Annotated in this window: 21 protein-coding genes; 13 read left to right on the forward strand and 8 right to left on the reverse strand. The window is 65.6% G+C overall.

What is annotated here, in order from left to right; translation table 11 throughout:
• Nucleotides 1-89: 89 nt before the first annotated feature.
• Nucleotides 90-1940, forward strand: a complete 1851-nt coding sequence (locus QA635_RS04735) for a feruloyl-CoA synthase (RefSeq protein WP_283071474.1) — start codon at nt 90-92, stop codon at nt 1938-1940.
• 456 nt (nt 1941-2396) lie between these two features.
• On the opposite strand, the gene QA635_RS04740 is transcribed toward QA635_RS04735, so the two are convergent.
• Entirely contained in the window at nt 2397-2921 is a 525-nt protein-coding gene (locus QA635_RS04740) for a MarR family winged helix-turn-helix transcriptional regulator (RefSeq protein WP_082653966.1), read from the reverse strand.
• Between the two features lie 82 nt (nt 2922-3003).
• Between QA635_RS04740 and QA635_RS04745 the strand changes: the two genes are divergently transcribed.
• Together QA635_RS04745 and QA635_RS04750 are read left to right on the forward strand one after the other, a co-directional pair.
• Nucleotides 3004-4206 carry a cytochrome P450 gene (locus QA635_RS04745; protein ID WP_283067328.1) on the forward strand — a complete coding sequence of 401 codons (1203 nt, stop codon included), beginning with the start codon at nt 3004-3006 and terminating at the stop codon, nt 4204-4206.
• 44 nt (nt 4207-4250) lie between these two features.
• Nucleotides 4251-5477, forward strand: coding sequence for an ABC transporter substrate-binding protein (locus QA635_RS04750; RefSeq protein ID WP_283067330.1), 1227 nt, complete (start codon nt 4251-4253; stop codon nt 5475-5477).
• A 200-nt stretch (nt 5478-5677) separates the two neighbouring features.
• Here QA635_RS04750 and QA635_RS04755 read toward each other — a convergent pair whose 3' ends face one another.
• On the reverse strand, nt 5678-6331 hold the full coding sequence (locus QA635_RS04755) for an isochorismatase family protein (protein ID WP_283067332.1): 654 nt from the start codon (nt 6329-6331) through the stop codon (nt 5678-5680).
• Between the two features lie 148 nt (nt 6332-6479).
• Between QA635_RS04755 and QA635_RS04760 the strand changes: the two genes are divergently transcribed.
• The gene (locus QA635_RS04760) at nt 6480-7430 is read left to right on the forward strand and encodes an AraC-like ligand-binding domain-containing protein (protein WP_283067334.1); all 951 of its coding nucleotides are present in this window, start codon (nt 6480-6482) and stop codon (nt 7428-7430) included.
• Nucleotides 7431-7648: 218 nt separating this feature from the next.
• On the opposite strand, the gene QA635_RS04765 is transcribed toward QA635_RS04760, so the two are convergent.
• Entirely contained in the window at nt 7649-8923 is a 1275-nt protein-coding gene (locus QA635_RS04765; RefSeq protein WP_283067336.1) for an NAD(P)/FAD-dependent oxidoreductase, read from the reverse strand.
• Between the two features lie 115 nt (nt 8924-9038).
• Nucleotides 9039-10445 (reverse strand): DHA2 family efflux MFS transporter permease subunit, encoded by a 1407-nt coding sequence (locus QA635_RS04770; protein ID WP_283067338.1) that lies wholly within the window; start codon nt 10443-10445, stop codon nt 9039-9041.
• A 181-nt stretch (nt 10446-10626) separates the two neighbouring features.
• Between QA635_RS04770 and QA635_RS04775 the strand changes: the two genes are divergently transcribed.
• Both QA635_RS04775 and QA635_RS04780 read left to right on the forward strand, forming a co-directional pair.
• A complete protein-coding gene (locus tag QA635_RS04775; RefSeq protein WP_028333780.1) occupies nt 10627-10935 on the forward strand; it encodes a hypothetical protein in 309 nt (102 codons plus the stop codon).
• A gap of 35 nt (nt 10936-10970) precedes the next feature.
• Nucleotides 10971-11867: a sigma-70 family RNA polymerase sigma factor gene (locus tag QA635_RS04780; RefSeq protein ID WP_283067341.1), complete on the forward strand. Its 897-nt coding sequence runs from the start codon at nt 10971-10973 to the stop codon at nt 11865-11867.
• Nucleotides 11868-12051: 184 nt separating this feature from the next.
• On the opposite strand, the gene QA635_RS04785 is transcribed toward QA635_RS04780, so the two are convergent.
• On the reverse strand, nt 12052-12600 hold the full coding sequence (locus QA635_RS04785) for a DUF805 domain-containing protein (RefSeq protein WP_283067343.1): 549 nt from the start codon (nt 12598-12600) through the stop codon (nt 12052-12054).
• Nucleotides 12601-12993: 393 nt separating this feature from the next.
• Between QA635_RS04785 and QA635_RS04790 the strand changes: the two genes are divergently transcribed.
• The 5 genes from QA635_RS04790 to QA635_RS04810 all read left to right on the forward strand — a co-directional run bounded on the left by QA635_RS04790 (nt 12994) and on the right by QA635_RS04810 (nt 17801).
• On the forward strand, nt 12994-14166 hold the full coding sequence (locus QA635_RS04790) for an ABC transporter substrate-binding protein (RefSeq protein WP_050386773.1): 1173 nt from the start codon (nt 12994-12996) through the stop codon (nt 14164-14166).
• A 280-nt stretch (nt 14167-14446) separates the two neighbouring features.
• Nucleotides 14447-15364, forward strand: a complete 918-nt coding sequence (locus tag QA635_RS04795; RefSeq protein WP_018269575.1) for a branched-chain amino acid ABC transporter permease — start codon at nt 14447-14449, stop codon at nt 15362-15364.
• Complete coding sequence (locus tag QA635_RS04800) at nt 15361-16308, forward strand: branched-chain amino acid ABC transporter permease (protein WP_425249132.1); 948 nt, start codon at nt 15361-15363, stop codon at nt 16306-16308. Before QA635_RS04795 ends, QA635_RS04800 begins: the two co-directional genes overlap by 4 nt.
• A gap of 4 nt (nt 16309-16312) precedes the next feature.
• Nucleotides 16313-17080, forward strand: a complete 768-nt coding sequence (locus QA635_RS04805; protein ID WP_225163423.1) for an ABC transporter ATP-binding protein — start codon at nt 16313-16315, stop codon at nt 17078-17080.
• Entirely contained in the window at nt 17073-17801 is a 729-nt protein-coding gene (locus tag QA635_RS04810) for an ABC transporter ATP-binding protein (RefSeq protein WP_283067347.1), read from the forward strand. Before QA635_RS04805 ends, QA635_RS04810 begins: the two co-directional genes overlap by 8 nt.
• 185 nt (nt 17802-17986) lie before the next feature.
• Here QA635_RS04810 and QA635_RS04815 read toward each other — a convergent pair whose 3' ends face one another.
• Nucleotides 17987-18562 (reverse strand): TetR/AcrR family transcriptional regulator, encoded by a 576-nt coding sequence (locus QA635_RS04815; protein WP_283067349.1) that lies wholly within the window; start codon nt 18560-18562, stop codon nt 17987-17989.
• Nucleotides 18563-18683: 121 nt separating this feature from the next.
• On the opposite strand from QA635_RS04815, the gene QA635_RS04820 reads away from it, so the two are divergent.
• Nucleotides 18684-19781, forward strand: a complete 1098-nt coding sequence (locus tag QA635_RS04820) for an enolase C-terminal domain-like protein (protein WP_283067351.1) — start codon at nt 18684-18686, stop codon at nt 19779-19781.
• Nucleotides 19782-19812: 31 nt separating this feature from the next.
• Here QA635_RS04820 and QA635_RS04825 read toward each other — a convergent pair whose 3' ends face one another.
• On the reverse strand, nt 19813-21249 hold the full coding sequence (locus QA635_RS04825; protein ID WP_283067353.1) for a glutamine synthetase family protein: 1437 nt from the start codon (nt 21247-21249) through the stop codon (nt 19813-19815).
• A gap of 130 nt (nt 21250-21379) precedes the next feature.
• Nucleotides 21380-22738 (reverse strand): aromatic ring-hydroxylating dioxygenase subunit alpha, encoded by a 1359-nt coding sequence (locus QA635_RS04830; RefSeq protein ID WP_283067355.1) that lies wholly within the window; start codon nt 22736-22738, stop codon nt 21380-21382.
• Nucleotides 22739-22863: 125 nt separating this feature from the next.
• Here QA635_RS04830 and QA635_RS04835 point away from each other — a divergent pair, with 125 nt between their 5' ends.
• A complete protein-coding gene (locus tag QA635_RS04835) occupies nt 22864-23649 on the forward strand; it encodes an IclR family transcriptional regulator domain-containing protein (protein ID WP_283067374.1) in 786 nt (261 codons plus the stop codon).
• Nucleotides 23650-23662: the final 13 nt, after the last annotated feature.

Raw genomic sequence — 23662 nt, forward strand, 5'->3', positions numbered from 1 at the left:
TATCACCAAAGAGCCCGGCCGGGACCGCGGCGCCGCACCATGTTGCGGCGCGATCCCGCAAAGACACGGGCGAGGAGGAAACCATGACGATGGCCGCCGCCAGCGGAGACAATCCGAGCAGCCTGTTTGCGACGCCCGCGATCGTTGCGGTCAGCCGCGACGACGGCAGCATCCTGGTCCGCTCCACCACGCCGCTGAAGCAGGGCGCCCGCTGCGTCGGCGACTGGTTGGAGCATTGGGCGAGGCAGGCGCCGGATCGCATCTTTCTCGGCGAGCGCGCCAATGCCGAGGCGCCCTGGAGCACCGTCAGCTATCGCGACGCGCTCGGCATCGTGCGGCGGGCCGCATCGTGGGTGCTGGCGCAAGGGCTGAGCATTGAACGTCCGCTCGTTATCCTCTCCGACAACGGCATCGATCACGCGTTGTTTGCGCTCGCCGCGCAGCATGTCGGGGTGCCCTCGGCCGCGATCTCGCCGGCCTATTCGCTGATGTCCCGGGATTTCGACAAGCTGAAGAGCATGATCAGCCTTCTCGACCCCGGCGCGATCTACGTCACGAGCACAAGGCCGTTCGCGGCGGCGTTTGCCGCAATCAAGTCGCTGCATCGCGCAACCATCGTCAGCGGCAATCCCGACGCATTGCCGTTCCGCACCGTCGCTGCCACGCCGGAAGCGCCCGGGGTCGCCAAGGCGTTCGCGGCGGTGACGCCGGACACGATCGCAAAATTCCTGTTCACCTCGGGCTCGACGGGCACGCCGAAGGCCGTGATCAACACCCAGCGCATGCTGACCTCGAGCCAGCAGGCCAAGGCGCAGACCTGGACGTTCCTGGAGCAAGCGGGCGAGGAACTGGTGATCCTGGACTGGCTGCCCTGGAGCCACACCTTCGGCGCCAACCACAATTTCAATCTGGTGCTGCGCAACGGCGGCACGCTCTATATCGACGGCGGCAAGCCGGCGCCCGGCCTGTTCGCGACCTCTCTGGCCAACCTGCGCAGCGTGGTGCCGACGGTCTATTTCAACGTGCCGCGCGGCTTCGACATGCTGATCGCGGCGCTGCGCACCGACGACGAACTGCGCAGAAAATTCTTCGAGGGCACCAAATTCGCCTTCTATGCCGGCGCGGCGCTGCCGCAGAATCTGTGGGACGCGCTGGAGGAATTGTCGCTGTGGACTGTTGGCCGCCGGCTGCCGATGGTGTCGGCTTGGGGTTCGACCGAGACCTCGCCGCTCGCGACCGATTGCCACTTCCTGGCCAAACGCTCCGGCAATATCGGCGTGCCGATTCCCGGCACCGAGCTCAAGCTGGTGCCGTCGGGCGACAAGCTCGAGGTCCGCGTGCGCGGGCCCAACGTCACGCCGGGCTACTGGAAGGCGCCCGAACTGACCGCTGAGGCCTTTGATGACGAGGGCTTTTACAAGATCGGCGACGCCGTCACCTTCGCAGATCCCGCACGGCCTGAACTTGGCCTGTTCTTCGACGGCCGCGTGGCGGAGGATTTCAAGCTCAATTCCGGCACCTGGGTCAGCGTCGGCACCTTGCGCGTCGCCGGCATCGCGGCGCTGGCGCCGCTCGCGCAGGACATCGTCGTCACCGGCCATGGCCGCGACGAGGTGCGCTTCCTGGTGTTTCCGAACCTCGCCGCCTGCCGTTCGCTGGCAAGGCTGCCCGAGAGCGCCGATGCGAGCGAGGTGATCGGTCATCCGGCGGTCCGTTCCGCGATCGGGCAGGGGCTGGCACGGCTCAAGGCGCAAGGCGGCCATTCCTCCGGCCATGCCACCCGCGCGCTGCTGCTGGCCGAGCCTGCCTCGGTCGACGGCGGGGAGATCACCGACAAGGGCTACATCAACCAGCGCGCCGTGCTGACGCGCCGCGCCGCAGCAGTGGCGGTATTGGAGGACGACGGGTCGGGTCAGGCAATCGCCTGCGGGGACGTGTGAGGCGATTTGTGCCTCTGACGCGCCAGCGGCGCGCCGCGTAGACTGCCGTCGTCCCTGCCTAGTGCGCAATTGCGCACGGGAGCAGGGACCCATACTCCGCGGCCGAAATTGTGAACAAAGTTCGTCGTTCCGCCGACATGCGATAATCAGCATTTGTGGTTATGGGTCACGGCTCGGAGGCCGGGACGACACCGCGTTTGTGGCACGGATCATCCAGGTTTCAGCTGTCCAACCCGCCAGGTCCCCGCTGCTTCCACTTGCCGCGCTGCACGCGGCTGCGTTTTTAGTTGCCATAGCAACTAAGCTGTGCGAGTTTCCGCACCCATAGGGACAGGGCCGGTCAACGGCCACGCGTTTGGGAGGAGAATGTTGCGCAGCACGGCGCCAACGGCACGCATGGAAGATCGGGCGAAGACTGTGGGGGCGCAGCGCGGCGCCCATGGCACGGCTGCGCCGTCAGGTCGTGCCTTGCCCGGTCACGGCGCCGAGATTCTCGTGCAGCCGGCGCAGCAGCTCGATCAGCACCTCGCGCTCGTCCTTCTTCAGGCACGCCAGCAGCCGCCGCTCGCGCTCCAGCGCCGCGACGATGACCTTGTCGTGGACGGCGCGGCCGCGCGCGGTCAGCGTGATCGAATGGGTGCGGCCGTCATCCGGCGCGGTGCGGATGGTCAGCAGGCCGCGCTTTTGCAGCGCCGCGAGGTTGCGGCTGACCGGTCCCTTGTCGAAGCCGATCACCTGGCAGATCCGGGAGGCGGGAATCCCCGGCTCGATCGCCAGTTGCGAGATGATTCGCCACTCGGTGACGTTGACGCCGAAATTCTTCTGGTAAAACGCGGTGGCGCTGTTCGACAGCTTGTTGCCGATGAAGGTGATGAACGCCGGCACATAGCGATCAAGGTCCAGCAGCGGGCCGTCACTGGCGTCTGCGGGATCGGCCGGTCTCGGCCGGCGGGGCTTTCGGGGGAGGGGCTGGCTGCTCATCTCTCAAATCATCGCTGCGAAACTGTCCGGGAGCAATAGATATGCGGCCCGTGTTGACAAGATCAAACCTCGGGAGGTCCCGATGACTGCAACAGAAGCTGCGTCCGTCCCGCATCTCGACGTCGATCCGTTCGCGCTCGAGTTCTTCGCCGATCCATTCCCGACCCATGAGCGGCTGCGCGAGGCCGGGCCGGTGGTTTATCTCGACAAGTGGAATGTCTACGGCGTGGCGCGCTACGCCGAGGTTCATGCGGTGCTGAACGACCCCGCGACCTTCTGCTCCAGCCGCGGCGTCGGCCTCAGCGACTTTTCCAAGGAGAAGCCGTGGCGGCCGGCGAGCCTGATCCTGGAGGCCGACCCGCCCGCCCATACCCGGACCCGCGCCGTGCTGAGCACGGTGTTGTCGGCGACCGTGATGAAGCAGCTTCGCGGGCAATTTGCCGCCGCCGCGGAGGCCCGCCTCGATGCGCTGCTGGAGAAGCGCAGGTTCGACGCGATCGCGGACCTTGCGGAAGCCTATCCGTTGTCGATCTTCCCGGATGCGCTCGGCCTGAGGCCGGAGGGCCGCGAGCATCTGCTGCCCTACGCCAGTCTGGTGTTCAATGCCTTCGGCCCGCCGAACGAGCTCCGCAAGGAGGCGATCGAGCGCTCGGCGCCGCATCAGGCCTATGTTGCCGAGCAATGCCAGCGCGACAATCTCACCCCTGATGGCATCGGCGCCTGCATTCACGCCCATGTCGATACCGGAGCCATTACCGCGACCGAAGCGCCGCTGCTGGTGCGCTCGCTGCTGTCGGCCGGTCTCGACACGACCGTCAACGGCATCGGCGCCGCCGTCTACTGCCTCGCCCGCTTCCCCGACCAGTTCCAGAGGTTGCGCGCCGATCCGACGCTGGCGCGCAACGCCTTCGAGGAAGCTGTGCGGTTCGAAAGTCCGGTGCAGACTTTCTTCCGCACCACGACGCGCGACGTCGAGCTCAGTGGAGCCAGCATTCCTGAAGGCGAGAAGGTGCTGATGTTCCTGGCCGCGGCCAATCGTGATCCGCGCCGCTGGGAAGCGCCCGATAGCTACGACATCACCCGTCGTACGTCGGGCCACGTCGGCTACGGTTCGGGCATCCATATGTGTGTCGGCCAGCTCGTCGCCCGTCTCGAAGGCGAGGTGATGATGGCGGCGCTGGCCCGTCGTGTCGCCAGGATCGACATCACCGGCGAGCCGAAGCGCCTTTTCAACAACACGCTGCGTGGGCTCAGCAGCCTGCCGGTCGAGATCACGCCGGCCTGACGAGATATCGGAGCTGGCTGAGGAGCGAGGCAAGGGAGGAGACTATGAGGGGCTTCGGGGTTGGGCGATTTAGGATTGGACTTGCGCTGGCATTGGCCTGCGCCGCGGGCAGCGCACGGGCGGAGATTTCCGGCGACGTGGTCCGCGTCGGCGTGCTCAACGACATTTCGGGCATCTTCCAGGACACCAACGGCATGGGTTCGGTGGAAGCCGCGCGCATGGCCGCGGAAGATTTCAACGGCGGCGGCAAGGGCATCAAGGTCGAGATCGTCTATGCCGATCACCAGAATAAGGCCGATGTGGGCTCTGCGATCGCGCGCAAATGGCTCGATGTCGAAGGCGTCGATGCCATCGTCGACGTGCCGAACTCGGCGGTCGGGCTCGCCATCAACACCATCCTGCGCGATAGCCGGATGACGTTCCTGGCGTCGTCGACCGCAAGCTCCGATCTCACCGGCAAGGCCTGCTCGCCGAACACCATTCAATGGGTCAACGACGCCTGGGCCACCGGCAACACCACCGCAGCCGCGATGATGCAGCGCGGCGGCAAGGACTGGTATTTCGTGACCGTCGATTATGCGCTCGGCAAAGGCATTGAGGCTGAAGCGACGAACTACATCGAGAAGCACGGCGGCAAGGTTTTGGGCTCGAGCAAGCATCCGCTCGGCACGTCGGACTTCGCGTCGTTCCTGCTGCAGGCGCAGAACTCGAAAGCAAAAGTGATCGGGCTCGCCAATGCCGGCGGCGACACCATCAATGCGGTGAAGCAGGCGGCCGAGTTCGGCATCCAGCAGGGCGGCCAGACCATGGTGGCGTTCCTGCTGTTCGTGAACGACATCCACGGCATGGGCCTGAAGGTCGCGCAGGGCCTGCAGCTGCTGGAAGCCTTCTACTGGGACATGAACGACGACACCCGCGCGTTCGCAAAGCGCTTCGCCGCCCGTCCCGGCATGAACGGCAAGATGCCGAGCGGCAACCAGGCCGGCGTTTACGCCTCGACGCTCGCCTACCTCAACGCGGTTGCCGCCACCGGCAGCGACGACGCCAAGGCGGTGGTGCCGCAGATGAAGACCTTCAAGGGCAAGGACAAGCTGTTCGGCGACACCACGATCCGCCAGGACGGTCGCGTCGTCCACCCGATGTATCTGTTCGAGGTGAAGAAGCCCGAGGAGTCGAAGTACCCCTACGACTACTACAAGCTGATCGCGACCATCTCGGCCGATCAGGCGTTCCGCCCGCTGGCCGATGGCGGCTGCTCGCTGGTGAAGTGAGCTTTTCGCCGCGAATGCTGCTGCGCTCCCTCTCCCCTTGTGGGAGAGGGCTGGGGTGAGGGGTATCTCTCCACACGGCGTACGGACCGGAGAGACCGCAACCCCTCACCCGGATCGCATTGCGCTCTGCTTCATGCGATCCGGCCTCTCCCACAAGGGGAGAGGCAGACCGAATGTGGGATGCGCTGTTCGTGAACTCGCTACGCCGCCTTCGAACCCGCCACCTTGACCCGCGCCAGCATCTCGGCCGCCGTCATCACATGTGCGGTTGAGAACGCGAGGATCGTCAGCGTGGCGCGGTGTACTTCGTCGGCGGACAGCGCGCCCTGGCCGACATCGGGATAGTCGAACGTGCCGGTCGCGTCCGACAGGAAGACGACCTTGTAATTGTGGAACATGGCGTCGCGCGCGGTGGCATGGCAGCAGTTCTCGGTCGTGGTCCCCGAGATGATCACCGTGGTGATGCCCCATTCGCGCAGGATGAGGTCGAGATCGGTGGCGAAGAACGCGCTGTAGCGGTGCTTCTTGATGACGTGCTCGCCGGGGGCGGGCGCGAGGTCGTTGAAGATCTCGACGCCCTCGGTGCCGTCGACCAGCGACGACCGGTCGGCGATCGGCGAATAGAGATCGTCATAGAGCCCCATGTCGCTGCCGTCGCGGCGATGCACATGCGCGGTGTAGACGACGCGGATGCCCTTGTCGCGGCAGGCCTTCAGGGTCTGCGCCAGCCGCGGCACCATGGCGGCGGCCTGGGCCGAACGCAGCTTGGCGCCCTCGGCCACGAAATCGTTCTGCATGTCGACCACGATCATGACGGTGCGGGCGGGATCGATGATTTCGCATTGGTAGCCCATGTGGGGTCTCCTCCTGGTGAGAGACAATTTCTACGCCGGTTCCCGCGATCGTTCTTGGCTGCGCCGGCCAGTCGCTGGTCTCTGCTTGCCAGAAGGGAGGGCTGGACGCAGAATATCCCGCTGCCGGGTTGGGCGGGAGCAAGGTCCGATGCAGACCCCAGATCACACAGTCGTCGCGCAAACGCTTGTTGCGCCGGGTGACGGTTTCGACCGCTGGCATCACGTCACCTGCCGCGAATTCTCGCTGACCGAATGCCGCCGCGTCGCCGACGAGGCGTTCCAGGCATCGATCTCGATCCGCCGTCTCGGCCCGCTTGCGATCAACGACATCTGGTCTTCGACGCCGGCCGCCGACCGCATCCGGGTGATGCGCAGTGCGAGCGACGTCCGCAGGGATCCGCGCGACTATTTCATGCTGTGGCTCACGCTGCGCGGCGAGGTCAGCTTCGCCCAGGGCGGCCGCGACGTGCGCATGCGCCGGGGCGATCTGATGCTGCATGACCAGGCGCAGCCGTTCACGCTGGAATTCGCCCCGAGCGCGCGCGCGATCATGGTGTCGATCCCGCGGCCGCTGCTGCTCGCGCGCCTGCCGGATGCGCAGCGCCTGACGGCGCGGCGGGTCGGCAACGCGTCGAAAGTGGGAGCGCTGGCGGGATCGCTGATCCGCAGGCTGACGCGGCTCGATGACGCGGCCGGACCTGCGGCGATACGGCTTGGCGCGGCGGCGCTCGATATTTTCGCAACCACGCTGCAGACCGAGCTGACCGACGACGGGCCCCAGCGCGGCGACGAAAGGCTGGCGCGGGTCAAGGCCTACATGCTGGCCAATCTCGACGATCCCGGGCTCGACCTCGATGCGATCGCCACCGCACAGAACATGGCGCCGCGCACGCTCAATCGCCTGTTCGCGCGCGAAGGCACGACGCCGATCCGCTGGCTGTGGCAGCAGCGCCTCGCCGGCGCCTATCAGGCGCTGGCGGAGCGGCGCTTCAGCCATGTTACCGATGTCGCGCTGAGCTTCGGCTTCAGCGACGTCTCGCATTTCAGCCGCGCCTTCAAGGCCGCGTTCGGCCGCTCGCCGCATCAGGTGATGGGGTGAGAATGCGTACAGCGCTGAGAGGCTAAGACAGCTTGTTATCCGTCATCCTGAGGTGCGAGCCTTGCGGCGCAATTGCGCCGCTGGGCGAGCCTCGAAGGATGTACGGCCACTAGCGGGGCCGTCGATCCTTCGAGACGCGCGTGCCGCGCTCCTCCAGCGACAAAGGCGGAGCCTTTGCGCGGGGATGACGGATAACAGGTTAGCGTAGTGCCGAGTACCTACTGCGCGACCTTGCTGCTGCCTTGTGTGATCAGCCGCGCGGCGCGCTGGTCGCGGGTGTGGATCCAGAGCCAGTTCATCGCCACCGCAATCCGATGCCGCACGCCGATCAGGAAGTAGATGTGGGCGAGGCCCCAAATCCACCATGCCAGAGAGCCGCGCAGCTTGAGCCAGCCGAAATCGATCACCGCTTTCTTCTTGCCGATCTGGGCGAGGCTGCCGGCATGCTTGTAGCGGAATGGCGGCAGCGTCTTGCCGTCGAGCCGGGCCTTGATCAGCGCGGCGACATAGCGCCCCTCCTGCTTGGCGGCCGGCGCGATGCCGGGCACCGGATTGCCGTCGGGGTCCTTGATCGTGACGGTGTCGCCGACGGCGAAGACATCGGGATGGCCCGGCACGGTCAGATCCGGCTCGACCTGCAGCCGATGGGCGCGATCGGCCGGCGCGTTCAGCCATTCGGCGGCGCGCGAGGCGCGCACGCCGGCGGCCCAGACGATGGTGCGCGCCTCCAGCCTCTTGCCGCCGAACACGACGCCGTCGGCCGAGCATTCGGTGACCGGCTCGCCCAGCATCACCTCGACGCCGAGCCTTTCCAGCGACGCTTGCGCATAGGCCGAGAGATCGTCGGGGAAGCCGGCCAGCACGCGCGGGCCGGCCTCGATCAGCACCACGCGCGCCTTGCGCGTGTCGATGTGACGGAAGTCTTGCGGCAGCGTGTCCTTGGCGAGGTCGGCGATGGTGCCGGCCATCTCGACGCCGGTCGGGCCGGCGCCGATGATGACGAAGGTCAGCAGCGCCGCGCGCTTGTCCGGATCGGTCTCGCGCTCGGCGCGCTCGAAGGCGACCAGGATGCGCCGCCGCAGCGTGGTGGCGTCCTCCAGCGTCTTCAGGCCCGGCGCGAACGGCTCCCATTCGTCGTGGCCGAAATAGGCGTGGCGGGCGCCGGTGGCGAGGACCAGCGTGTCGTAGGGAATGCTGCCTCCGTCGTCGAGCTGGACGCATTTCGCTGCGGCGTCGACGCCACAGACATTGGCGAACAGCGTCGTCACCTCGGGCCGGTCGCGCAAGAGATAGCGGATCGGCCAGGCGATCTCGCTGGTGGCAAGCGAAGCGGTCGCGACCTGATAGAGCAGCGGCTGGAACAGATGGTGGTTGCGGCGGTCGATCAGCGTGATCTCGACCGGCGCCCCTCTGAGACAGAAAGCGGCTTCCAGGCCGCCGAAGCCGGCGCCGACGATCACCACGCGATGAGGTTTGGCCGGCGCTTGCGTCATCTGATGTCGCTCTCGGTTTCGAACGGCTTCGCCGTTTGATTATGTATTCATTCGCAGCCCCATTCCAACACGAAATGCCCGATCGCCCGATAGCAAAACCCAATCGCCGCAAGCCTCACGCATCCTGCGGCGCGGCGGCGGCCACGGCTCGCCGCCGCATCGGCAGGAACAGTCCCGCGACCGCGCCGCCGAATGACAGCGTTGCGGCAAGGCTCATCGCCGACGCGAATCCGTTTGCGAAATGACCGGATGAATCGGCCGCGCCATTGGCGGAGAAGCTCGCCACCAGCGCCGCGATACCGAACATGCCGCCGAGGAAGCGGCCCATGTTGAAGACGCCCGACGCCTTGCCCATCTCGCTGACGGCGACCGCACCCAGCACCGCGTTCTGCGCGGCCGGCATCGCCATCGACACGCCGACGCCGGCAAGCACCAGCGGCGCGACCAGCGCCGAATAGGGCACTGCGGGGCTCACGATCTCGCTGATCCAGCCGAGCCCGATCGCCTGCATCAGGAGGCCGGTGACGACCAGCGTGCGCTCGCCGAACCGGTTGACCGCGGCGCCGGCGATCGGAGCGGTGACGAACAGCGTCGCCGTCCACGGCAGCAAGCGAAGCCCGGCACCGAAGGCGTCGAAGCCGAGCGCGATCTGCAGGAACTGCGGCAGCAGGAACAGCACGCCATACATCGCGGCGTAGAACAGCGCGCTTGCGGCCATGCCCGATGCAAACGGCCGTGCCGCGAACAGCCGCATCGGCACCATCGGGTTTGTGGCACGCAGCTCCCACAGCACGAACGTCGCCGCCAGCGCGACGCCGGCGATCAGTGCGCCCGTCACTTCCGCGCTGGCCCAGCCGACGCCGTTGCCGCGCAGCAGGCCCCAGACCAGCGCCAGCGCCGCGAGCGCGACCAGCGTGAGGCCGGTGATGTCGAGCGGCGCAGTCGGCCCGAAACTTTCGCGCAGGCGCGTGATCACGAGGGCGATCGCGATCAGGCCGACCGGCAAGTTGATCCAGAAGATCCAGCGCCAGCCGAGATGTTCGGTGATGAAGCCGCCGATCGCGGGACCGATGATCAACGCGCATCCGGTGATGCCGCTGAAAATGCCGAGCGCGCGGGCGCGCTCCTCCCGGCCGAACGCGCCGCTCAGGATCGCCATCGCCAGCGGCATCACCAGCGCCGCGCCCGCGCCCTGCAGGGCGCGCGCGGCGATCAGGGCCGCGGCGTTGCCAGCCAGCGCGCAGGCCGCGGACGCCACGACGAACAGGCCGATCCCGGCCGCGAACATCCTGCGCCGCCCGAACCGGTCGCCGAGCGCCGCGCCGGTCAGGAGCAGCACCGCGAAGGTCAGGTTGAAGGCGTTGACGGTCCATTGCAGCGTCTCCACGGCGCTGCCGAAATCGGCGCGGATGGTGGCGAAGGCCGTGGTCATGATCATGGCGTCGAGCGCCATCATGAAGGATGCCAGCGCGGTGAGGCCGAGCACCCAGCGCTGTTCGGCGCGCTCTCGAGGGGTCTGCATGGTCGTTCTCCGTTGCCGCGCCGCGTGGTTGCGGCGCGCTTCGCCGGCAAGGACGAACCGGAACAGGCAAAGGATGCGGCCGAAGTTTATTTTTGCCGGACCGCATCCTTTGGCGGTTCGCAAACGTCCTTGGGTCTGAGGCGGCCGGTTCAGGCCGCAGAACCAGGCCAAGGAGGCTGCGATGAGACGGACCCTGATCAGGTACAAGGCGAAGCCGGAGATGGCGGAGAAGAATGCCGCGCTGGTGTCGGCCGTGTTCGCCGAGCTGAAGGCAGCGAGGCCGGACGGCGTGCGCTATCTGACCCTGCGGCTGGAGGACGATACCTTCATCCACATGGTCGAGACCGCGGCCGAAGACGGCTCGAGCCCGATCCCGAAACTGGCCGCGTTCCAGGCGTTCCAGGACGGCATCCGCGATCGTTGCGCCGAGCCGCCGCTGGTTCGCAGTGCGGTGATTGTCGGGAATTATCGTATGCTGGATGAGCCGTGAACCGGCGGGCAGTGCACCGATCTGGCGGAGCCATCATGACGTCACCACACCAAGCGCCGGCCGCGACCGACGTCGACGCGCTGTTGGCGGCGATGCGGCCGAGGCTGCATCGCTACTGCGCCCGCATGGTCGGATCCGTCATCGACGGCGAGGATGTGCTGCAGGACGCGCTGATCAAGGCGGTGGAAGCCTTCGGGTCCGCCGCGCCGATCCAGAACCCGCAAGCCTGGCTGTTCCGGATCGCGCACAACACCGCACTCGATTTCCTCAGGCGGCGCAACCGCCAGGAAGCGCTCCACGCGCCGGAGGAGGTGGACATGATGGCCGGAGAGCTCGATGATTTGGACCGCCGCGAGATCGCCGCGACCAGCCTGCGCACCTTCATGCGCCTGCCGGTGGCGCAGCGTTCCAGCGTGATCCTGATGGATGTGCTCGGATGCTCCCTGCAGGAGATCTGCGGCATCATGGATTTCAGCCTGCCCGCGGTGAAAGCCGCGCTGCACCGTGGACGCACGCAGCTGCGCGAGTTTGCCGCCGAGCCGGACGACGCGCCGCGGCCCGGCCTGTCGCCGGCCGATCGCGTCAGGCTCAACGCCTATGTCAGCCATTTCAACGCCCGCGACTTCGACGCCATCCGCGCCATGATCGCTGATGACATCAGGCTCGAGCTCGTCAACCGGACGCGGCTGAACGGCAAGGCCGAGGTGTCGCGCTACTTCGGCAATTATTCGAAGATCGACGACTGGCATCTGGTGACCGGACAGGTCGAGGGACGCCCCGCGATCCTGGTGTTCGATCCGACCGCTCTGGACGCGCCGCCGCGATCGTTCATGCTGCTCGACTGGTCGGCCGACAAGGTCGCGACGATCAGGGATTTCCGCCACGCGTCCTATGCGATCGACGGCGCCGAATGGGCGGTGGATCAAGGCTGACCGCCGATCAGCGCTTGGCGCAGTGACCACGCCACAAACTCGGTGTCGTCCCGGCCGCAGAGCCGGGACCCATAACCACGAATGCGAATTGGTGGGCGATGCTGGGGCCACAGCTCGCTTCGACAATGCAGAGCCGTGGTTATGGGTCCCTGCTTTCGCAGGGACGAAAATAGGGAGGGAGCCGCTACCGCGTCTTGCCGCCGAACTCGCCATTGGCGATCCGCGCGACGCGGCTGCCGCCTGCGGCCGGCGTACTGCGTCTTTCGAACAGGCCATCGCCGCCGGTCTCGCGCGGCGATGGCGGGGCTTCTTCGTAATAGCCGCCGCTCCGCCAGGCCAGCAGGACGATGTTCATTGCGCCATTGACGGCGGCGCCGACCACCGTTTCGGTGTGCTGATAGGTCAGCGCATATTCGGGAAATCGTCCGGCAATGGCCCTGTCGAGCACGAGGAGGGCGATCCATGCCGCCATCACGCAGACCGGATCCCAGCCCATGTCGCGCACCCGCATCGATTGCAGCATGAAGCAGATGACGAGCATGCCGTAGAAGGCAATGACCAGCACGGGGTTGCTCGATGCCTGCGCCAGCAGCACGTCCATACTGCCGCTCGCCGGTGCGTTGCCGGTGACGCCATAGACCAGCATCATAAAGCCGAGGCCCACCACGAAGGTGCAGAAGAAGAAAGCCAGTCGGCCCATCCGGGCATTGAAGCCGAAGATGTAATTCAGCATGTGACGCACCCCTTTGGCGGCAGCGTCGGCCAGGGATGCTTTCCGGACCATGAAGCCCGCAGGCGCTTGCCGGCCCGTGGTTTCCGGGTGCTTTACCGGATCGTTAAAGCCTGCTGCAGTGCCGGCGCGGGTCGTTGCAGACGGCCGGTGCCTGCGACAATCGTTGCCCACGCAACCGGCATTATATTTCTTGCCATGGTCGATTTAGAAGAATTATGATGCAAGGTGCTGGGGTATGCGCCGAAGGTTCTAAGTCAGCGCCGTCGGTTCATGCTTGCTGCAGACTTGCGATATCGCGCACAAAATACGTCACAGAACGACGCGCGCAAAGCGTGACCCCCGGGCCCTCGTGATCGAGGCTGGTGGGATCTTTGGTTGAGGAGGGGAGTGAATATGAAAAAGGCATTTTGGCTGGCAGGCGCCATGGCTCTGGCGCTGGCGCAGCCCGCGATGGCGGCTGACAGCGTCAAGATCGGCTTCGTTTCGACCTTCAGCGGTCCGACCGCCGTGATCGGCAACGACATGCGCAATTCCTTCGAGCTCGCGCTCGACCATCTCGGCCGCAAGATCGACGGCAAGCCGGTCGAGGTGATCTACGAGGACGACCAGCAGAAGCCGGATGTCGGCAAGCAGAAGACCGAGAAGCTGGTGCAGTCCGACAAGGTCGACTTCATCGTCGGCTATATCTGGTCGAACGTGCTGCTGGCGTCGCTGAAGACCGCGGTCGATTCCAAGACCTTCCTGATCTCGGCCAATGCCGGTCCGTCGCAGCTCGCCGGCGAACTGTGCTCGCCTTACGTGTTCTCGACCTCCTGGCAGAACGACCAGACCCCGCAGGCGGTCGGCACCTACATGAACCAGAAGGGCGTCAAGTCGGTGTTCCTGATCGGCCCGAACTACGCCGCGGGGAAGGACATGCTGGCCGGCGTCAAGAGCACGTTCAAGGGCCAGGTCGTCGGCGAGGAATATACGGTATGGCCGAGCCAGCTCGACTTCTCCGCCGAGCTCACCAAGGCGAAGAACTCGAAGGCCGAGTCGATCTTCGTGTTCTATCCGGGCGCGGCCGGCGTGCAGTTCCTGAACCAGTATGCGCAGGCCGGCATCAAGCAGCAGATCCCGCTCTACACTGCGTTCACCATCGACGAATTGTCGCTGCCGTTGCAGAAGGACAATGCGCTCGGCGTTCCCGGCGCGCAGCAATGGGTCAACGACCTGCCCAACGAGGAGAACAAGAAGTTCGTCGCCGACTACCGCAAGAAGTATCCCGGCCTGCGGCCGACCTTCTACGGCGCACAGTCCTACGACGCTGCCAACCTCATCAACAGCGCCGTGGTCGCGGTGAAGGGCGACCTGACGAAGAAGGACGCGATGAAGGCCGAGATGGAGAAGGTGAACTTCAAATCGGTGCGCGGACCGTTCAAGTACGGCAACAACCACATTCCGATCCAGAACTTCTATCTGCAGGACGTGGTCAAGGACGCCGAGGGCCAGCTCTCGCTGAAGACGGTCGCGACCATCGTCAAGGACGACCAGGATCGCTTCCACGACAAGTGTCCGATGAAGTGATTGTCGGGCGTCTTTTTGGCGCGCGGCTTGCTTTGGGTTTACCTCGCCCCGCGTGCGGGGAGAGGCATAGGCCGCCTCCGGCGGCCGTCGCAAACGATAACGCCGAAGCGAAGCTTCGGCTGTGGCATAGCGCCGGGTGAGGGGGACTCTCCACGAACCCGGTCTGCGGAGCTGCCCCTCACCCCAACCCTCTCCCCGCGAAGAGCGGGGCGAGGGAGTTCACGTGGCGGCGGCGCATGCGCGCTGCCGCTGTTTCATTTAATGGTGACGTAACCTCACGATGTATCTCGTCGTCGAACAACTGTTGAACGGCCTGCAATTCGGTCTCCTGCTGTTCCTGCTGGCGGCCGGGCTGACGCTGGTGTTCGGCATCATGGACTTCGTCAATCTGGCGCACGGCTCGCTCTACATGATGGGCGCCTATTTCGCGGCGACCTTCGTGGCCTGGACCGGCAGTTTTGTCCTTGGCGCGCTGATGGCGTTAGGGGCCACCTTACTGCTCGGCATCGTGCTGGAATATGTCGCGCTTAGGCATCTCTATGGCCGCGACCATCTCGACCAGGTGCTGGCGACGTTCGGTCTGATCCTGTTCTTCAACGACGCCGTCCGGCTGATCTGGGGCCCGGCGGGCCTCGCGCTGCCGCTGCCGGCCTGGCTCACCGTGCCGGTGCAGATCATTCCCGGCGTTTACTATCCGGCCTATCGCCTCATGATCATCGTGGTCGCGCTGGCGGTCGCAGCAATGCTCTATCTCGTCGTGATGCGCACCCGCATCGGCATGCTGATCCGCGCCGGCGCCTCCAACCGCGAGATGATCGGGGCGCTCGGCATCAACATCAAGCTGCTGTTCACGCTGGTGTTCGGCCTTGGCGCGGCGCTCGCAGGGCTCGCCGGGCTGATGCAGGCGCCGATCCTCACCGTGCAGATCGGCATGGGCGAGAACATCCTGATCCTGGCTTTCGTCATCATCGTGATCGGCGGCATCGGCTCGATCCGCGGCGCGTTCATGGCCGCGATCTTCGTCGGCATCATCGACACGATGGGCCGCGCCTTCCTGCCCGATCTGCTGCGCAAGGTGCTGAGCGGGGCGGCGGCGTCCACCGCGGCGCCGGCGCTGTCCTCGATGCTGATCTACCTCCTGATGGCCATCATCCTTGTGCTGCGGCCCGAGGGGCTGTTCCCGGCGGCCAAACGATGATGCGAAAGCTCAACGTCTCCAATGCTGTCGCGGCGCTGATGTGTGCCGCGCTGATCCTGCTGCCGCTCTATTCGGCGGTCACGGGCAATATCTTCATCCTCACGCTGTTCACCCGCATCGTGATCTTCGCGCTCGCCGCCGCGAGCCTCAATCTGATCATGGGCTATGGCGGCATGATGAGCTTTGGCCACGCCGCCTATCTCGGTATCGGCGGCTATGCCGTCGGCATCCTCGCCGCCGAGGGCATCGGCTCCGGCTTCATCCAGTGGCCGGTGGCGCTCGTCGTCTCGGCGCTGTTTGCGCTGCTGATCGGCGCCCTGTCACTGCGCACTCGCGGCGTCTATTTCATCATGATCACGCTGGCCTTTGCGCAGATGGCCTACTACATCGCCTCCGCGCTGTCGCGCTACGGCGGTGACGACGGGCTCACCGTCTACAAGCGCAGCGATTTCGCCGGCCTGATCAACCTGTCGGATCGCAACCAGTTCTATTACCTCTGCCTGGCCTGCCTGTTCGGCGGCCTCTATCTGATCTGGCGCATCGTCAATTCGCGTTTCGGCCTCGTGGTGCAGGGCGTCCGCTCCAACGAGCAGCGCATGCAGGCGATCGGCTTCCATGCCAACCGCTACCGCCTGGTCTGCTTCGTGATATCAGGCACGATCTGTGGCCTCGCCGGCGCGCTGCTTGCCAACAACACCGATTTCGTCAGCCCCGCCGTGATGTACTGGACCCGCTCCGGCGATCTCATGGTGATGGTGATCCTCGGCGGCATGGGCTCGCTGTTCGGTCCCGTCATCGGCGCGATCGTCTATCTCCTGCTCGAGGAACTGCTATCGCAGTTCACCGAATATTCCGGGCTGATCCTGGGCCCGGTGCTGCTCCTGATCGTGCTGTTCGCGCGCGGCGGCATCATGGGCCTGCTCGGGAGGATGCGCCGTGGTTGATTCCTTGCCTGATCCCTTGCTCCGCGTCGACAATCTGGTCCGCCGCTTCGGCGGCATCACCGCGACCGACAACCTCTCGATGGAGGTGGTGCCAGGTGAGCTGCACGCCATCATCGGTCCCAACGGCGCCGGCAAGACCACGCTGATAAGCCAGCTCACCGGGCAGGTGATGCCGAACTCCGGCACCATCCGCTTCGCCGGCCGCGACGTCACGAACCTGCCGTCCTACAAGCGCAGCCGGCTCGGGCTGGCGCGCTCGTTCCAGATCACCTCGCTGCTGAAGGATTTCTCCGCGATCGACAATGTCGCGCTGGCGGCGCAGGCGCATGACGGCCACTCGTTCCGCTTCTGGGGCAATGCGCGCAAGGAGCGGCATCTGCGCGAGTCCGCGCGCGCGGCGCTGGAGCGGGTCGGCCTCGGCACGCGCGCCGATATCGTGGTGTCGCAATTGAGCCATGGCGAGCAGCGCGAGCTCGAGCTCGCGGTCGCGCTCGCCACCAGGCCGCAGCTCTTGCTGCTGGACGAGCCGATGGCCGGGCTCGGCGTCACCGAATCGGCGCGGATGGTCGCGCTGCTGAAGGAGCTGCGCAAGGAAGTCACCATCGTGCTGGTGGAGCACGACATGGAGGCGGTGTTCGCGCTCGCCGACCGCATCACGGTCCTGGTCTATGGCCGCGTCATCGCCTGCGACGTGCCGGACGCGATCCGCAAGCACGACGAGGTCAAGCGCGCCTATCTCGGCGAACAGCATGCGGTGACGCGCCATGGCTGAGACCAAGATGACTGAAACCCTGCTTGAAGTGGATGGCATCGAGACCTGCTACGGGCTGAGCCAGGTGCTGTTCGGCCTGTCGCTCCAGATCAAGTCGGGCGAGATGGTCGCGCTGATGGGCCGCAACGGCATGGGCAAGACCACGACGATCCGCTCTATCATGGGCCTGACGCCCGCGCGGTCAGGCGCCATCCGCTTCGCCGGCGAGGCGGTGCGCGGCCTGCCGTCGTACAAGATCGCGAAGCTCGGCATCGGCCTGGTGCCGGAAGGCCGCCAGATCTTCCCGAACCTGACGGTGCGCGAAAATCTCGTCGCCGCGTCAGGCAATCGCCTCAGTGCCTCCGACCCGTGGACCATCGACAAGATCCATGCGCTGTTTCCGCGGCTCGCCGAACGCACGAACAATATGGGCGTCACGCTGTCCGGCGGTGAGCAGCAGATGCTCGCGATCGGCCGCGCGCTGATGACCAATCCGAAATTGCTGATCCTCGACGAGGCGACCGAGGGTCTTGCGCCCTTGATCCGCGACGAGATCTGGAGCTGCCTGTCGATGCTGAAGGAGCGCGGGCAGTCGGTGCTGGTGATCGACAAGAACGTCGGAAACCTCGCCCGCATCGCCGACCGCCATTACATCATCGAGCGCGGCCGCACCGTGTGGAGCGGCACCAGCGGGGAGCTGATCGCCGAGCCGGATCTGCAGCACAAGTATCTCGGGATTTGAGCAGCAAGCATTGCCGTATCGCCGTCATCCTGAGGAGCCTGCGTAGCAGGCGTCTCGAAGGATCGATGGCCCGGCTGGTGGCCGTGCATCCTTCGAGACGCGCGGAGCCTGTCATCGGGCCGCGCTTCGCGCGGACCCGTTGGCGCTCCTCAGGATGACGGATCAGAGAGGCGGGCTCCCGCGGCTTACCGTGAAGAGCCTCGCAGCAGTCGTTTCGCTGCGTCGGCCGCTGCTGCGGCATAGGTGCGATCGCCATGCACCAGCATCAGGGAGATCGCGCCCTCGGACAGCAGCCAGATCTCGCGCGCACGGCGGTGAGCGTCGCGGACACCGGCGCGCTTCAGCAGCGCGCCGAGATGGGTTTCGAGCAAGGCCTTGTGCCGGCGCGCAATCGCGCGTGCGGGATGGCCAGGGAGATCGGCCAGCTCGATGACCAGCCTGGTGAATCCCGAGCCGGCCCATCGCGGCCTGTCCGCCCAGACCGCGAGGTCGCGGAACAGGCCGTCGATGATCGCCGCCGGCGAGCCGGACAGCTTGTCGCCGAACGTCGCGAACGCGGCCAAGGCCAGTTCGTTCTGGGCTTCAAGCACGAAGGCGAGCAGCTGATCCTTGCTTTGAAAATGATTGTAGAGCGTGCGCTTCGTAACCCTCGTCGCCGATGCGATTTCGTCCATGCTGACGCGGCTGTATCCGCGCTGGCGAAACAGCACGTATGCGGCAGCAAGGATGCGCTGTCGTGTCGGTTCTGCAGATCGCGCCATGCAGTCACCTCTTAAATATACCGGGTAGTGAATTTACATCGGTTGAAAAACCAATTGGAATGGCTTCCGGGATTTTTCGACCCGCGCCAGTCAGCTTCCTCGCGCTGCGAAAGGCATTGCCATGCCCGATTCATTGACGCTCAGAGAGATCAAAGCTCGTCCGGTGGTGCTGAAGCTGAAGCGGCCCGTGGTCGCGCGCATTGCCACGCTGTCGGAGTGGCCGCTCGTTCTCGTCGATCTGGTGACGGAGGAGGGCATTGTCGGGCGAAGCTATCTCGAGCCTTACATCGTGAAATCGCTGCGATATCTGGTTCCGGCGTTGCTTGATCTCGGCGAATTGCTCAGAGGTCGGAGCGTGGCGCCTGTCGAGCTATTCGAGGCGGCGCGCAAATCGCTTCACTTCGTCGGCTATGAGGGATTGTCCATGATCGCCGCGTCGGGCCTCGACATGGCCGCGTGGGACGCATTGGCGAAAGCCGCAAACAAGCCGCTGTGCGTGCTGCTGGGTGCGACCGTCGGCGCCGTGAGATCCTACAACAGCAACGGCCTTTGGCTGAAGGAGCCGGCCGCTGTCGCAGCCGAGGCTTTGGAATTGCGCGACGAAGGAGGGTTCTCAGCCCTGAAATTGCGCCTCGGCAGGAGCGATCCGCGCGAGGATCTGGCGACCCTCGACGCCGTTCGAAAAGCAGTCGGGGATCGCATGCATTTGATGGTGGACTACAACCAGGGGCTAAATCTCGCCGAAGCCATCGAGCGGTGCCATACGATCGATGACTATGGCCTCGACTGGATCGAAGAGCCTGTCGTTTACGACAATCTCGACGGGCACGCGCAACTGGCGGCGGAGCTGAAGACGCCGATCCAGATCGGCGAGAACTTCTATGGTCCGAGGGAGATGCATAAGGCGATTGCGAAAAAGGCTTGCGACCTGGTGATGCCGGATTTCATGCGCATCGGCGGAGTGACGGGCTGGATGCGCGCGGCTGCGATCGCCGGCGCCGCGGGCATCCCCATCTCAACGCATCTTTATCCGGAAGTCGCCGCTCACGTCATGCGCGCGACGGAGACCGCTCACTGGTTGGAATGGCAGGACTGGGCCGATCCGATTCTCGAACGGCCATATGAAATCAAGGATGGTCTCTTGCATATTCCCGACACGCCGGGTGTCGGCTTGGAATGGAACGAAGCGGCCGTTGCGGCCCATCTCGCACGTCTCTAGAGCATGCGGAGCTCTTGCGCCGACGCTTCCGTCAAAACATCTCGAAATATTCGCGGTGCTCCCAGTCCGACACCTCGGCCTGGAAGCGTTCGATCTCCGCGTTCTTGATGAAGACGTAATAGTCCACGAATTCCGGCCCGAGCGCCTGGCGGAAGAACGGATCGTCGTTGAGCGCGAACACGGCCTCGCGCAGCGACTTCGGCAACAGCGCGGCCTTGGCCTCGTAGGGCGTGTCGGCCGACGGGCCGGGGTCGAGCTTGCGGTCGACGCCGTCGAGGCCGGAGAGGATCTGGCTTGCCATGTAGAGATAGGGATTGGCGGCGGGTTCGCCGATCCGGTTCTCCAGTCGGGTTGCCGGATCGCCGGCGCCGCCGAGCACGCGGATCATCACGCCGCGGTTGTCGCGGCCCCAGATCGCGCGGTCCGGCGCCAGCGAATAGGAGCGGTAGCGCTTGTAGCCGTTGATGGTCGGTGTCGTGAACACGGTCGAGGCCCGGGCGTGCTCGATCAGGCCGGCGAGCCAGGCGCGGCCGAGCGCGCTGAGCGGCTCGCCGGTCTCCTTGGCCATGAAGACGTTCTCGCCATTGGCGCGCGACACCAGCGACTGGTGCAGGTGCCAGCCGCTCGCGAACACGTTCGGCAGCTTCGGCCGGCACATGAAAGTCGCGTGATAGCCGTGGCGGCGCGCGATCTGTTTCACCGCCGAACGAAACAGCACCATGGTGTCGGCCGGCGCGAGCCCGACGGTCGGCGCGAAGGTGAATTCGCACTGGCTCGGGCCGAACTCGACCTCGACCGAGCGCAACGGCAGGTCGAGCGCGATGATGTCGCGGCGGATGATCTCGAGCGCCGGCTCCATCAGGTCGTAGCGCTGCTCGGTGAGGTATTGATAGCCGTGCGACAGCAGGCTGACCGACGGCGGCCGTCCGGGCTGGCCGGCATCCTCCGGCGCCATGTGGGCGTCGTCGAGCTTGAACAGGTGGAATTCGACCTCGAGGCCGGCGACGAAATCGTAGCCGCGGCCGGCGAGCTGATCGAGTACCTTGCGATAGAGGTTGCGGGTCGCGAACGGCACCGGCCGGCCGTCGCTGAAATGGAGGTCGCAGAGCAGCCAGCCGGTGTTGTCAGCCCAGGGCAGCACGCGGAACGTGGTGGGATCGGCGACCATCAGCACGTCGGCCGCGCCCTCCATCTCCTTCATGCCGAAGCCGCCGCCTGATGTGAACACCGGAAACACCGTCTTGTGCGAGGTGTCCTTGGCGAGCATCGTCGTGGTGATGGAGCAGCCGCCCTCCAGCGAGCGCACCGCCTCGCTGGCGATCAGCGTCTTGCCGCGCAGGATGCCGTGCTGGTCGGGGAACGACAGGCGGATGACTTCGAGGTTCTTCTCCTCGACGATGCGGCGGAGGCGGTTCGCGGCCTCCTTCTGCTCATCCGACCACAGGCCGTGACGCTCGACGAAGCTCAAGGCGTTACTCCTCCGTCTCGGCACTCGTCATTGCGAGCGAAGCGAAGCAATCCATCGGGCCGAATATACGGAAGCATGGATTGCTTCGTCGCTTCGCTCCTCGCAATGACGACAAGTATTGAGCGCATGATTATTCCGCCGCCGTCAGATGATGCACCTTGCCGGCGATCTCGCGCGGCACGGGGGCGGCCCACGGTGCGCCGCGGCGGCGCTTGACGTCGACTTCCATCCAGTAGAGCTCCCAGCCCAGCGTCGGTCCGATGCCGTCCATCGTGGCCGGGCCCTGGATGCTGCGCGCGGAGGCGTCGTCGAGGAACAGCATCGGCTTCTCGCCGCCGGAGACCTTCTCGATCTCTTGTCGCAGCAGGCGGCGGTACTGCACGATCGCCTTGTCGCTCTGGCCGAGATGCTCGTTGGTGCGGTCCTGGATCGCCCCCATCGACTCCACCGCCCACTGGTCATGCACGTTGATGTCGGTGCCCATGCCGGTATAGGTCTCGGTCGCCTGCTCGTTCGGATCGAAGCCGTAATCGTTGCTCTTGTTCTTGCGCGACTTGTAGTCGGGCAGTGTATAGAGCTCGAGCCGCTGGTCGCGCATCTTCTGCTTGTCGACCGGCGCCGCGTAGCTGGTGAAGATCGCATACCAGTAGCAATTCTCGTCATCGACCGGCACGTGCCACTGCGTGATCGTCATCTCGGTCGACATCGGGATGACGAAGCCGTGCGGGAATAGCTGGTTGGTGACGCGTACATGGGTGCGCTCCGCGTCGAGCTCGCGCAGCGCGATCAGGCGCAGGCCGTATTCGGTGTGCTCGACATTGATGATCGGCCGGTCATATTCGCGCAGGATCTTGGTCATCGGCATGTCGCTTCCGGCCGAAGCGCCGCGGAATTGCTTGCCGTAGGCCGCCGAGGTGTCCTCGTCCTCGAAGAAGCGATGCAGAAAGGAGGCGTGCGCCGGATCGATGCCGACCTCGAGCGCCTGCAGCCAGTTGCAGTTCATGTGGCCCTTGAACGCAAACGTATGGCTTCCGGGCGCAACGAAGCAGTCGAGCTCCGGAAAGGCGGGCGGGGCGCCTTCGCCGAGCCAGGCCCACAGGATGCCGCTCTTCTCGACCACGGGATAGGAGCGCTGCCTGATGCCCTTGCAGAGCTGCGAACCGGCCGGCTCCGCCGGCGTCTCGATGCACTGGCCTGATGTGTCGAACAGCCAGCCGTGGAAGGCGCAGCGCAGCCCGCCATTCTCCAGCCGGCCGAAGGCGAGATCGGCGCCGCGATGCGCGCAGTGGCGATCGATCAGCCCATAGCTTCCGTCCTCGCCGCGGAACAGCACCAGGTTCTCGCCGAGCAGCCGCACCGGTCGTACCGGGCGCGGTCCTTCCAGCTCGTCGACCAGCGCCGCGGGCTGCCAGTAGCTCCGCATCAGCTTGCCGCACGGGTCCTTGCGGCCGGTGCGGGTGATCAGATCGTTCGCTTCCTGGCTCATCATGGCGCCGTCTCCCGGATTTGGATTTGTTCGCCTATTGAACGAATGTGCGAATTATGCCATGTCTGTTTCGGACAGCAAGCGCAATTTTTGAACCGTTCAAAGCCAAAGCCCAACCTGAAAACGCCATGCCCAAGCTGAAGCGGACCGACCAGGACGAGCGCGCCACCGACTTCGTCGAGGCGCTCGATCGCGGCCTGCGCCTGCTGCAGGTGTTCGGCACCGTGTCGGGTCCGGCGACGCTGAGCGACCTCGCGCGCGCCGCCGACCTGCCGCGCGCCACCGCGCGCCGCATCCTGTTCACGCTCGCGCATGGCGGTTTCGTCGCCACCGAGGGCAAGCTGTTCACGCTGACGCCGCATGTGCTGACGCTGGCGGGCTCGTTCCTGCAATCCAACCAGGTGGTGACGGTGCTGCAGCCGGTGCTCGATCGCATTGCGACCGCAGCCCAGGAGATTGCCTCACTCGCACTGCTCGACGGCGACGACGTCGTGTTCGTGGCGCGCTCGAGCCCGACCCGGGTGTTCTCCGCCGGTCTCGACATCGGCTACCGGCTGCCGGCGTTCTGCACCTCGGTCGGTCGCGCGATGCTCGGCCGGCTCACTGATGCCGAACTCGCGACGCGGCTGAAGGCGATGCGCCGCGATCCGGTGACGCCGCAGACCACGACCGATCCGAAGAGGCTGCTCGCCACCATCATCGCCGATCGCGCGCAGGGCTATTCCCTGGTCGACCGCGAGGCCGAGCCGCATTTCCGCTCGATCTCGGTGCCGGTGCACCGCTACGACGGCACCATCGTCGCCGCGATCAACATGGGCGCGCATGTCGATCGCGTGCCGATGCAGGAATTGATCGACCGCTTCCTGCCGCTGCTGCGGGATGGTGCTGATGATGTGAAGAGCCGGCTGCTCTAAGGTAGTCCAACTT

The organism is Bradyrhizobium brasilense, assembly GCF_029714345.1.
GTDB classification, from domain to species: domain Bacteria; phylum Pseudomonadota; class Alphaproteobacteria; order Rhizobiales; family Xanthobacteraceae; genus Bradyrhizobium; species Bradyrhizobium australafricanum.